The sequence below is a fragment of the Sulfitobacter pacificus genome, assembly GCF_030159975.1.
Taxonomy (GTDB): Bacteria; Pseudomonadota; Alphaproteobacteria; order Rhodobacterales; family Rhodobacteraceae; genus Sulfitobacter; species Sulfitobacter pacificus.
On sequence record NZ_BSNL01000001.1, the window covers coordinates 1654940 to 1667174 of the forward strand.

Annotated in this window: 11 protein-coding genes and 1 tRNA gene; 6 read left to right on the top strand and 6 right to left on the bottom strand. The window is 57.3% G+C overall.

What is annotated here, in order from left to right:
* The first annotated feature begins 24 nt into the window (after positions 1–24).
* Both QQL78_RS08395 and QQL78_RS08400 read left to right on the top strand, forming a co-directional pair.
* Positions 25–1563 carry a trimethylamine methyltransferase family protein gene (locus tag QQL78_RS08395; protein WP_284372427.1) on the top strand — a complete coding sequence of 513 codons (1539 nt, stop codon included), beginning with the start codon at positions 25–27 and terminating at the stop codon, positions 1561–1563.
* A gap of 141 nt (positions 1564–1704) precedes the next feature.
* Positions 1705–2004, top strand: a complete 300-nt coding sequence (locus tag QQL78_RS08400) for a hypothetical protein (RefSeq protein WP_284372429.1) — start codon at positions 1705–1707, stop codon at positions 2002–2004.
* A gap of 369 nt (positions 2005–2373) precedes the next feature.
* On the opposite strand, the gene QQL78_RS08405 is transcribed toward QQL78_RS08400, so the two are convergent.
* The 6 genes from QQL78_RS08405 to pdxH form a co-directional block, all read right to left on the bottom strand.
* A complete protein-coding gene (locus tag QQL78_RS08405; protein WP_284372431.1) occupies positions 2374–6027 on the bottom strand; it encodes a vitamin B12-dependent ribonucleotide reductase in 3654 nt (1217 codons plus the stop codon).
* Between the two features lie 188 nt (positions 6028–6215).
* The gene (locus tag QQL78_RS08410) at positions 6216–6368 is read right to left on the bottom strand and encodes a hypothetical protein (protein ID WP_284372433.1); all 153 of its coding nucleotides are present in this window, start codon (positions 6366–6368) and stop codon (positions 6216–6218) included.
* A gap of 475 nt (positions 6369–6843) precedes the next feature.
* Positions 6844–6920: transfer RNA gene (locus tag QQL78_RS08415), tRNA-Pro, on the bottom strand.
* A 78-nt stretch (positions 6921–6998) separates the two neighbouring features.
* Complete coding sequence (locus QQL78_RS08420; RefSeq protein ID WP_284372434.1) at positions 6999–7490, bottom strand: DUF192 domain-containing protein; 492 nt, start codon at positions 7488–7490, stop codon at positions 6999–7001.
* A complete protein-coding gene (locus tag QQL78_RS08425) occupies positions 7451–7984 on the bottom strand; it encodes a cold-shock protein (RefSeq protein WP_284375506.1) in 534 nt (177 codons plus the stop codon). Before QQL78_RS08425 ends, QQL78_RS08420 begins: the two co-directional genes overlap by 40 nt.
* A gap of 155 nt (positions 7985–8139) precedes the next feature.
* Complete coding sequence (gene pdxH, locus QQL78_RS08430; protein WP_284375508.1) at positions 8140–8763, bottom strand: pyridoxamine 5'-phosphate oxidase; 624 nt, start codon at positions 8761–8763, stop codon at positions 8140–8142.
* A gap of 215 nt (positions 8764–8978) precedes the next feature.
* Between pdxH and fabI the strand changes: the two genes are divergently transcribed.
* The 4 genes from fabI to QQL78_RS08450 all read left to right on the top strand — a co-directional run bounded on the left by fabI (position 8979) and on the right by QQL78_RS08450 (position 12156).
* The gene (gene fabI, locus QQL78_RS08435; RefSeq protein ID WP_284372436.1) at positions 8979–9785 is read left to right on the top strand and encodes an enoyl-ACP reductase FabI; all 807 of its coding nucleotides are present in this window, start codon (positions 8979–8981) and stop codon (positions 9783–9785) included.
* Positions 9782–10390: a LysE family translocator gene (locus tag QQL78_RS08440; protein ID WP_284372439.1), complete on the top strand. Its 609-nt coding sequence runs from the start codon at positions 9782–9784 to the stop codon at positions 10388–10390. Before fabI ends, QQL78_RS08440 begins: the two co-directional genes overlap by 4 nt.
* Before the next feature lie 4 nt (positions 10391–10394).
* Complete coding sequence (gene gpt / locus QQL78_RS08445; protein WP_284372441.1) at positions 10395–10916, top strand: xanthine phosphoribosyltransferase; 522 nt, start codon at positions 10395–10397, stop codon at positions 10914–10916.
* A 61-nt stretch (positions 10917–10977) separates the two neighbouring features.
* Complete coding sequence (locus tag QQL78_RS08450) at positions 10978–12156, top strand: aminotransferase (protein ID WP_284372443.1); 1179 nt, start codon at positions 10978–10980, stop codon at positions 12154–12156.
* The last annotated feature ends 79 nt before the right edge of the window (positions 12157–12235 follow it).

Consider the following 12235-nt stretch of genomic DNA (forward strand, 5'->3'; position numbering starts at 1 on the left):
CCATTGTGAACCGGAATACATGTGATGACAGAACAACCTCTTTCGCGCAGCGGTGGCCGTGCCGCCCGCCGCGCCGCCCGTGCCAAACCACTTGCCGCCAATCTGCGACCGATCCGCCCTGGTATGGAAGGCGGACAGTATAAACCCCTGACCCAGTCGGATATGGTGGCAATCCACAATGCCGCCCTTGAAGCACTTGAAACCATCGGGCTGGCGGATGCGCCGCCATCCGGTGTTGCCCATCTGACCGGTTCCGGCGCCATCGAAGGGGCGGATGGCCGCATCCGCTTTCCCCGCGCCCTCGTCGAAGACATGCTGGCACAGGCAAACCGGTCCATCACGCTTTCGGCCCGCGATCCTGCCCATGATCTGGAACTATCGGGCAACCGTGTTCATTACGGCACGGCAGGTGCAGCGGTGCATCTGGTGGATGTGGCCAGCAACAGCTATCGCGAATGCGGGGTGCAGGATCTGCATGATGCGGCGCGGATCACGGATGTCCTTGATAACATACATTTTCTGCAGCGGCCCATGGTCTGCCGCGACATCACTGACAATCTGGAGATGGACCTCAACACCATCTACGGCTGTTGTTCCGGCACGATGAAACATGTGGGCACCTCCTTTACCGACCCGGCATTTGTCGCTCCGGCGCTGGAGATGTTGCACATGATCGCCGGCGGCGAGGACAAATGGCGCGAGCGACCTTTTGTGTCGAACTCCAATTGTTTCGTGGTCCCGCCGATGAAATTCGCCACTGAATCCTGTCAGGTGATGGAGGCCTGTATCGACGGTGGCATGCCGGTATTGCTGCTATCCGCAGGCATGGCGGGTGCCACAGCCCCCTCGACTGTGGCGGGTGCCATCACGCAGGCGGTGGCGGAATGTCTGGCCGGTCTGGTCTATGTCAATGCGGTGAAACCCGGTCATCCGGCAATCTTCGGCACCTGGCCGTTTGGGCTCGATCTGCGTTCCGGCGCGATGACGGGCGGATCGGGGGAACAGGCGCTACTGACCGCGGGCTGCGCGCAGATGCACGGGTATTACGGGCTGCCCGGTGGCGCAGCTGCCGGCATTGCCGATGCCAAGATGCCCGATATGCAGGCCGGTTGGGAACAGATGTGTTCCAATGTCATGGCCGGGCTGTCGGGCTGTAACATGATCTATGAAGCCGCGGGCATGCATGCCTCCCTGCTGGGGTTTTGTCACGAATCGCTGATTTTGGGAGATGACATCATCGGTCAGGCCCTGCGCTGTGTGCGCGGAATCGAGGTGAATGAGGAAACACTGGCACTGGATCAGATGCGCGAGGTCTGTCTTGGCGGACCAGGGCATTACCTTGGGACCGACCAGACCTTAAGCCGGATGGAAACGGATCATGTCTATCCCACGCTTGGCAACCGCGCCTCACCGAAGGAATGGGATGAGCTGGGCAAACCGGCTCTGGTGCCAAACGCGACATTGCGCAAAGAAGCGATATTGGCAGCACCTTCGCGCGCGCGGTTTGATCCGGTTCTGGACAGGGCGATCCGCGAGAGGTTTACGATTCATTTGCCAGAGTAGGAGAAAATGGGGCTCTGCCCCGCCGCGCAAGCGCGACTCCCCGCAGGATATAAGGCCAAAAAGAGGGGCAACTGGCGGCGATGTTGCGTGGCACCCCGGCCCGTTGTGTCTGGGTCAGGGTCAGGTTGGGGAAATCCGGGGATGAAAAGAAGAAAGGGAGAACCGAAGTTCCCCCTGAGTTTCGCCGTTCAAGCTCAATTTGTTAACCGCTCGGTGTTTGTTTTTGCCTGCGGCCTGAACGTCGTCCAGAGCGAACGCATCCGCTCCGTGTCTCGCGCCCCGGCCTTGGCCGGGGCTGCGAAGTGGGTGGCAGCGTATTGCAAAGCAATGCGCGAGAACCCACCCGGTATCGATGGAGCGCTGAAGCGCTTCATTTTCTCACCCCAAATTGTTCCTTTCGGAACCGTCGGGATTGGAAGCCACAATAGTTCGACCATCTGACAGCTTCCGAGTATGATACCCGGGATGATCTCCGCGGTTTACTTGTCTAGAAAGCTCCCCACGTGTGACTTGTCCTTGGCCCCGCACATTGAAGTGCGTGTTAAGACCGGTTGTTGTTTCACGCGTTACCGTGATCTTTTTGCTAGCCATAAGAATACCTCGCTGGCAGCTATCCACATTTGATCCACAGAGAATCAAAATAAATGTGGATGATATTCAGTGCGTCATTGATCCATAGCTTCGACCGTGTTCTTTCCAATGTACGTCGACCGACTTCGGTCGAACTGCTTCATCTCTCGCCCGCACCGTGGAAACGAGAGAGAGGCTGGGGCTCGAAACTGGTACTTTCGGGCCCCAACCCTCAATCCCTCAACTACACCCAGACGTCCCGCCGCAGGTGTTGCACTTCATGCAGGTCCCGTTGCGCACCAGCGTGTAGTTACCGCATTCGCCACAGGCCTCGCCCTCATAGCCCTGCATCTTGGCTTTGGTGCGCGCGTCCAGCGACACGGAGCCTGATGCAACCGTCCCGGATGCCACCGATGTGGTCGACGCCATGGCGACCGCAACCGCACCCTTGGCGATTTCAGGGGCCAATGTTTCACCGTCGATGCCGCCTTGCAACAGCACCAGCTCCTGTGGTGGGCGGTTGCGCAGATAGCCGGTTGAGCTGATCTGTTTCAGCACTTCAAGGGAGCGCGACGCGGCGGTTTCGGAAATTTCCGACAGGTTGCCGACGTTTTCGACCTCTTCACCTTTGCCCAGATCGTCGAATGTGGCCCCTTCGGGTTTCACATGTGCGAGGTCGGTGCGATCAAGGTAGGAAACCGCCAGCTCGCGGAAGATATAGTCGAGGATCGAAGTTGCATTCTTGATGCTGTCGTTGCCCTGCACCATGCCTGCGGGTTCGAACTTGGTAAAAGTAAAGGCATCGACGAACTCTTCAAGCGGCACACCGTACTGAAGACCAACAGACACCGCGATGGCGAAATTGTTCATCATGGCGCGGAAACCCGCCCCTTCCTTGTGCATATCGATGAAGATTTCGCCCAGCTTGCCGTCTTCATACTCGCCGGTGCGCAGATAGACCTTGTGACCGCCGACATTGGCCTTCTGGGTATACCCCTTGCGGCGCTGGGGCATTTTTTCGCGGCTGCGGTTGATGACCTCCTTGATGACGATCTTTTCGACAATCTTTTCGGCCAGCACGGCAGCTTTTTCCTGAATGGAACCGCTTTCCAGAGTTTCTGCCGCTTCGTCGTCATCCTCAACCAATGCTGAGGCCAGCGGTTGCGACAGTTTGGAGCCGTCACGGTAGAGCGCGTTGGCCTTGATCCCCAGGGACCATGAAAGCTCATACGCTTTCTGGCAGTCCTCAATTGTCGCATCATTTGGCATGTTGATTGTCTTGGAGATCGCGCCGGAGATGAACGATTGTGCCGCCGCCATCATGTGGATGTGGCTGTTCACCGAGAGATAGCGCTTGCCCTTCTTGCCGCAGGGGTTGGCGCAATCAAAGATGCCATAGTGTTCTTCCTTCAGGTGCGGCGCACCTTCCAGCGTCATGGTGCCGCAAACGTGATCATTGGCTGCCTCAATGTCCGCTTTGGAAAAGCCAAGAGATTTCAGCAAGTCAAACGTTGGGTCGTTCAGCTTTTCGGCTGGAATGCCCAGCACCTGGGTGCAGAACTCTTCGCCCAGCGTCCACTGGTTGAACACAAACCGGATGTCAAAGGCCTGTGCCAATGCCGCATCGACCTTTGCCAGCTCGTTGGGGCCAAAGCCGTGGCCCATCAGCGTGGTGTGATTGATGCCGGGCGCGTTGCCGATGGTGCCGTGGCCCACCGCATAACCAACGATTTCCTCGATCTGAGCAGAGCCATAGCCCAGCTTTTCCAATGCTGCCGGAACGGATTGGTTGATGATCTTAAAGTAACCACCGCCCGCAAGTTTCTTGAATTTCACCAATGCGAAATCAGGTTCGATGCCGGTTGTATCACAATCCATCACCAGACCGATGGTGCCGGTGGGCGCGATCACGGAGGTCTGTGCATTGCGGTAGCCGTGCTTCTCCCCCAGCTTCAGCGCCTCGTCCCAGCAGGACATGGCCACATCCACCAGACCCGGCTGCGGGCAGTTGTCGTGATCCAGTGGCACCGGCTTGATGCTCAGCTTTTCATAGCCCTGCGCATTGCCGTAGGCAGCGTTGCGGTGGTTGCGCATCACGCGCAGCATGTGGTCCGCGTTTTTCTCATAGCCCGGAAAGGCCCCCAGCTCACCCGCCATCTCGGCAGATGTGGCATAGGCAACACCGGTCATGATCGCCGTCAAAGAACCACAAAGCGCGCGGCCTTCGTCGCTGTCGTAGGAATGGCCCATGTTCATCAGCAGGCCACCGATGTTTGCATAGCCCAGACCCAATGTGCGGAAGTCAAAGGAGCGCTGTGCGATCTCCTTGGACGGGAATTGCGCCATCATCACAGAGATTTCCAGCGTCACGGTCCAGAGGCGTGAGGCATGCATGTAATCCTCAACGTTGAACACGCCGTCTTCAAGGAAGGTCAGCAGGTTCATCGAGGCCAGGTTACAGGCTGTGTCGTCCAGGAACATGTATTCGGAACAAGGGTTTGAGCCGCGGATCGCGCCGTCCTCGGGGCATGTGTGCCAGTCGTTGACGGTGTCATGGTACTGGATGCCCGGATCGGCACAGGCCCATGCGGCATGGCCAACCTGCTCCCACAGGTCACGGGCGCGGATGGTCTTGCTGACGCGGCCGGTCACACGGTCGATCAACTCCCAATCGGCGTCCTTTTCAACAGCGGTCAGGAAACCGTTGGTCACGCGGATCGAGTTGTTGGAGTTCTGGCCGGAAACCGAGTTATAGGCCTCGCTGTCCCAATCGGTGTCATAGGTGGGAAATTCGATACTGGTGTGGCCCTGCTTGGCATAATCCAACACACGTTTCACGTATGTTTCGGGGATCATCACCTTTTTGGCGGCGCGGATTGCTGATTTCAGCTGCTCGTTCTTGGCCGGATCGTAGGCATCGGCCGCTGCCCCGTCCCAGCCTTTGATCGCATCAAAGATCAGGTTCAGCTTCTGCTCGTGCATTTTAGAGCCGGCGACGATAGAGGCCACTTTCTGCTCTTCCAGCACCTTCCAGTTGATGAAATCTTCGATGTCAGGGTGATCCGCATCGACGATCACCATCTTGGCCGCGCGGCGCGTGGTGCCACCGGATTTGATTGCCCCCGCTGCACGGTCACCGATTTTCAGGAAGCCCATCAGACCGGAGGATTTACCGCCGCCCGAAAGCGATTCCCCTGCCCCACGCAGCGATGAAAAATTGGTGCCGGTGCCGGAACCATATTTGAACAGACGCGCCTCACGCACCCAAAGGTCCATGATACCGCCGTCCCCCACCAGATCATCACCCACGGACTGGATGAAGCAGGCATGCGGCTGTGGATGCTCATAAGAGGATTTGGAGCGGGTCAATTTGCCGGTTTTGTAATCAACGTAATAGTGGCCCTGTGCCGGACCATCGATGCCATAGGCCCAGTGCAAACCAGTGTTGAACCACTGGGGCGAATTCGGTGCCGCCCGTTGAGAGGCCAACATGTGACGCATTTCGTCGAAATAGGCCTGCGCGTCAGCTTCGGTGGTGAAATAGCCACCTTTCCAACCCCAATAGGTCCATGCACCCGCAAGACGGTCAAACACCTGTTTGGAGGAGGTTTCCCCCCCCATGGTCGCGCCTTCGGCTGGCACTGAGCGCCACAGGAACGCAGGCACGCCTTTTTCTTTCACTTTAGTCACAGCAGAAGGAACACCGGCTTTGCGGAAGTATTTCTGCGCAATCACATCGCTGGCGACCTGGCTCCAGCTGGCGGGCACCTCAACGTTATCAAGCTTGAATACAATAGAACCGTCAGGGTTCCGGATCTCGGATACGGTCGAAATGAAATCAAGCTCTGCGTAAGCGTCTGTGCCTGCTTTGGTGAATTTGCGTTCGATTTTCATTATCGCTGCCTCTGTCTTAACTTTATATACCTAGGGCCACGCCCACGGAGCGTAGCCAAACCCGTTTTCACCGCCGGTTCAGACACGAATTTCACATACCAAACCGCTTCTGCAGTCAGGAATAAGCAGATTTTGGACGTTACTTACTGTCGTTTCCCTGCGCTCGTGCCTTGATGCGCCCCTCAGCGTTACCCACCATATGTTGTGGCGTCATCTTCGGCCCCCACAACCTGACGTATAGACCCCTGTTCGGTCAACGCGTTTATTTTCAAATTGAAGCTTTGTTTCAGTTGACCGGCGAAGCGAAATTTGAGCCACGCATCGCGCAGTGATTCATCCACTCAATATCCACAATGTCGTGCATTGAGTTTTACGCCCGCCAATTTTGAAAAACCTCAAAGACACGGCATGTTTAGCCTCGTTCGCTCAGGTCTTACGTGAAGTTATCCACAGGTTAACGGGGGATAAACGCTTTGGAACCAAGCCCAAAAAATAATTTTGGCAGCCCCTGAGGAAATCATCTTTTTGCAACAGCTGCCCCGGAGTGCCGCACCGAATCGCAACATCTTTGGGCAGGAAAATCACCACCTAAAGCGGACAAACTTCACGCAACCACTAGATGATGTGTCTTTTGACAATGGAGGATGTATAAGGAGTGCAGGCAGATGAAGCGGTACCCTGCGATCTCGCGGCGCGGTCCTGCGCTTGCGGATGCGCCAAACACCACTGCATGCGAAATAGAACGCGGCGACAGATATCAACCTCGCAGACCCGCACGCGCAAGGAGTATCTTGCCCATATCAACTCTGATGAAAGTGGTCGGAGCGAGAGGATTCGAACCTCCGACCCCCTGTACCCAAAACAGGTGCGCTACCAGGCTGCGCCACGCTCCGACTGCGGCTTCTTTAGCCACTGTGCGATGGAATGAAAAGCCCTGATCTGTGCTAAATCACATTGACCGGCGGGATTTTTCAACAAGGCCAAACTGGCGCATGTGCTGCATGGGCCGGATGGCGTACGAAACTGCCTGCTTCTATGCCCAAACGCGCCGCCAGACCGCCGTTGATCTCAAGCACTGTCAAAATATCATCACCGCCCGGAATCGCGGTTTCGTCCAAAGGTACCGCATTGTGATGAATGTGTTTCACCACCCCCTGCGCATCGATAAACAGCATATCCAGCGGAATCAGCGTGTTGCGCATCCAGAAACTGGTGCGGCGCGGGCGTTCGTTTATAAAGTACATGCCCGATCCCATGGGCATGGAAGTACGATGCATCAATCCCTGCGCCTGCTCGGCCGGCTCATCCGCCACTTCAACAGTAAACCGTGCCGTGCCCCACGCCCCCTTCAGATCGACAGAATCACTGCGACATTCTTCAGCGGCAACCGCCCCTGCGCACAGGAGCCCGCTGAGCCAAAGGATTAATCCTGCGGGTCTGAAGAATGCAGTACCGTTTCCCACGCCTGTACCTCACCGGCCATCTGGCCTCGTTTACCTTCTATCACCCTGATCGCCAGCGCCTCCCCCGGTTGCAGATCCGATAGGCCTGACTGGCGCAGAATTTCAATATGCACAAAGACATCTTCGGATTTACCAAAGACATTGGCAAATCCGAATCCCTTGGATTTATCGAACCATTTGACCCGGGCAGGTTCAATCGGTGCCATCAACAGCGCTTCGGTATCCAACCCTGCAATATCGGCCAGCACAGCCCCCTGCGGTACCTCTCCCGGATGCACTGCGGTAATTTCAGTTGCCTGAACCCCGCGTTCCGTTTTCTGCACCAAAAGGTCAACGCCAGTGCCATCCGCGATAGAGCTTTGCCCGAAGTTTCGCAGCACATTCACATGCAGCAAAATATCTGGCCCCCCGGAATCAGCCACGACAAATCCAAAGCCCTTTACAGGGTCAAACCATTTTACAACGCCCGAAATTGCGCTTTGATCTGCGAAGATCGCGAGGCTCGTGTCTTCGCTGCTAAAACTCTCTTCTCTCACTTTTCACCTTCTAAACGCGTCAAATCACCACCTAGAACGCGCCACTCCATAAACTTGCGCCACTTCGGTCCATGAACACTTCAGCAGCTATAAAAACAAAATATCTTATAATTCTAAGGGTTTAACCGCTCTATCTCCCATGCGGCATCTGGCGACCCCCTGCGCCATTGGAATCTATCATGCAACCTATGATCACCATCAGCCCAAAACTCAATCTCCAACGGAGCAAGCCGATAGCCGCCCCAAAACGGCGGTCGCGGCGGGTTGATGCCTTTGGTTGCTGTTACTTTCGCCACTTCAGCTATCAGCGCCGAGCGGCTTTTTAAAGGGCGGGATTGTCGCGAGGCCCAGGCTCCCAGCCTGCTTTGCAACCCGCGGGACGCATAATAGGCATCCGCTTTCGGGCCATCCTCACGGCTGATTAAACCACGCACCCGAATCTGTCGGCGCAGTGATTTCCAATGCATAACAAATGCCGCCTTGCCCGCCTGGTCCAGCTCCTGCGCTTTCTGGCTTTCATAGTTTGTGTAAAAGACAAAAGCATCCGCCTCGACCTCTTTCAACAGAACCATACGAACATTCGGCAGGCCATCGCTGTCCACCGTGGACAGGGCCACTGCATTGGGATCATTGGGTTCAGAGGCCTCCGCCTCGGCGAGCCAGCCCTTGACGATCTCGAACGGGTCGTCCCCCCCGAATTTACCATTTCTACCAGACATCTTGCACTCTTGCTCTATTTTCAGCGCTCGGTTCGTCCGAATGACGCCCTAGCTACCAAATTAGCTATAGAAGCCATGCAATCACAACAACCTACAGCTGATTTTTCCTAGGAGAGTTGAAAACCCGCTTCAAAACGTCGTTCCTGTTTTGCGCGAAGGCCCAGCTCTCTTGATGGTATCCACGCAATGTCTTAAACGAAACGGACTGTAATGTTAATAGAATTGGGCACAGCATGGCGAACGATCTGATGCAGGGCAAACGGGGGCTTATCATGGGCCTTGCCAACGACAAATCCATCGCATGGGGTGTTGCGAAATCTCTGGCCGATGCCGGGGCAGAGCTTGCCTTTTCCTATCAGGGGGACGCGCTGAAGAAACGTGTGGGACCTCTGGCCGCCCAATTGGGCAGCGACATCGTGCTGCCCTGTGATGTGGGCGATGAGGACTCGATCGATGCGCTGTTCGCCAGCCTGAAGGAAAAATGGGGCGGTATCGACTTCATCGTTCATGCGATTGGTTTCTCGGACAAGAGCGAATTGCGCGGGCGTTATGTCGACACCAGCCGCGGCAACTTTGCCATGTCGATGGATATCTCGGTCTATTCTTTCACCGCCGTGATGCAGCGTGCGGAAAAGATGATGTCGCCCGGCGGCAGCGCTGTCACACTGACCTATTATGGCGCGGAAAAGGTCATGCCGCATTACAATGTCATGGGCGTGGCCAAAGCCGCGCTTGAGGCTTCGGTCAAATATCTGGCTGAGGATCTGGGCAAGGACGGCATCCGTGTGAATGCAATCTCGGCCGGGCCGATCAAAACCCTTGCCGCTTCGGGCATCGGGGATTTCCGCTACATTATGAAGTGGAATGAATACAACTCTCCCCTGCGCCGCAATGTCACCATCGAAGATGTGGGCAAGGCCGCCCTGTTCCTGCTGTCGGATCTGGGCAGCGGCACCACCGGTGAGAACCTGCATGTCGATGCAGGCTATCATGTGGTCGGCATGAAGGCGGTTGATGCGCCTGACATGACCAAGGAATGACACTAACGCTGGCACATATGGCGGCATTCAATGCCGTGCTGATTTTGTCGATCCTCAGCCCGGGGGCTGCCTTTCTGATGGCTGTGCGCAGCACCGTGTCCCACGGCCGGCACGCCGGTCTTGCAACCGGTTTTGGCCTTGGCCTGATGGCCAGCCTCTGGACCCTCGCTGCGCTTCTGGGCATGGACGTGCTCTTTGCGATTTTTCCATGGGCCTTTACCGCTCTCAAGATCGGCGGTGCCGCCTATCTGATCTACCTCGCGATCACCACCTGGCGCGGGGCCAAGGTCCCTGTCGTAGCCGCAACACGGCCACAGGGCCGGGCCTTTATGGATGGTATTCTGGTGAATCTCGGCAATCCAAAATCGGTGCTCTTTGCTGCCGCTGTGCTTGTCGTGATCTTTCCACCAGAGATGAGCGGCTTTGAGATCGCCCTTATTACGCTCAATCATCTCACGCTGGAAATACTGTTTTACACCGCTTGCGCCTTTATCCTCAGCGCACCTGCCGCCCGCACCCGCTATCTGCGCGCCAAACCCCTGCTTGATCGCATCGCCGCCCTGCTCCTTGGCGGGCTTGGCCTCAAACTTCTGCTGCAAAGGTAACTCCATGTCCGACACCCGCCTGCCCCACGAAAAAGGCTTTCACATCTCTTGGGATCAAATCCACCGCGACAGCCGCGCATTGGCCTGGCGTCTGGATGGCAAAGGCCCCGACAATGGCGCATGGAAAGCCGTTGTTGCCATCACCCGTGGCGGCATGGCTCCGGCGATGATCGTGGCGCGCGAGTTGGACATCCGTACCGTTGATACAATTTCGGTGGTCTCTTACCATTCCGGCGGCGGCAAGGCCGATGACCGGCGCGACGCCAAAGTGCTGAAATCCCCCGACCCTGAGATGATGGGCGATGGCACCGGCATTCTGATCATCGACGATCTTGTCGACAGCGGCAAAACCCTTGAACTGGTCCGCAGCCTCTACCCGCAGGCACATTTTGCCACTGTCTATGCCAAACCCGAGGGCGAACCGCAGGTTGACACTTTCATCACCGGCGTCAGTCAGGACACATGGATCTTCTTCCCCTGGGACATGGCGCTTCAGTATGTCGAACCCTACAGAGGCAAGGACTGACCCGACCGCCCCCTCTTTTTGGCCTTATATACTGTCCGCACTCTCACCCGGAAGCCGCCCGATGATCTTATCCCGTACCGCCGCCACCTTCCCCCCTCCCGTGATGGAGGCGCGCCGCTGGCTTGACGGCGTCACCCATCCTGCTGACCGCCCCCTGATCAACGTCTCCCAAGCCGCCCCGGTGGATCCGCCGCCTCAGGCGCTGCGTCAGGCCATGGCGGATGCCGCGCTTCGCAATGACGACGCCCATCTTTACGGCCCCGTGCTCGGCTTGCCTGAACTGCGCGCGGAACTCGCCCGCCAGACCGCCAGCCATTACGCAGGGGCCGTCACCGCGGCCCAGACCTGCATCACCTCAGGCTGCAATCAGGCTTTCGCCGCTGCCATTGCGACTCTCTGTACGGAGGGCGATGAGGTCATCCTGCCCACCCCTTGGTATTTCAACCACAAGATGTGGCTCGACATGTCCGGGGTGCGCAGCATAGCCCTGCCGGTACGTGCCGACATGCTGCCGGACCCGGAACAGGCCGCCGCCCTGATCACTGGAAAAACCCGCGCCATCGCGCTGGTCACCCCCAACAACCCTACCGGCGTCGAATATCCCAGCGATCTTGTGCAGGCCTTCCTTGATCTGGCCCGCAAACATGGCATCGCGCTGATCGTCGATGAAACCTATCGTGATTTTGACAGCCGCTCCGGCCCGCCACACGCCCTGTTTCAGGACCCGGACTGGCAGGACACGCTGATCCACCTCTATTCCTTCTCCAAGGCCTACCGGCTGACCGGCCACCGCGTCGGGGCGATGATCGCCAGTGAAGAGCGGCTGGCGGAGGTTGAGAAATTTCTCGACACAGTTGCAATTTGCCCCGGCCAGCTGGGCCAGCACGCCGCCCTTTGGGGCATGCGGAACCTGAAACAATGGCTTGCCGGAGAACGCGATGAAATCCTCGCCCGCCGCGCGGCCATTACCGAAAACCTGCCCAAACTTACCACCAAGGGCTGGCGGCTTCTGGGGCTCGGCGGCTATTTTGCCTATATGCACCACCCCTTTGCCAAATCCTCGGCGCAGGTGGCCCCGGCGTTGGTTAAATCCGCTTCAATCCTTTGCCTGCCGGGCACCATGTTCTACCCCGCAGAGGCCCGCGACGGCGACGCGCAATTGCGCATTGCCTTTGCCAATCTTGACGCAGCCGGCATTGCTGATCTGTTTGACCGGCTCGCCGCATTGGAAACGCTCTAGCAGGCGGGACCACGCCCCCTTGCCCCCCAGAGCGACAGCGCTTAGACAACTGATCTGAAACGCAGATAAGGACACGACC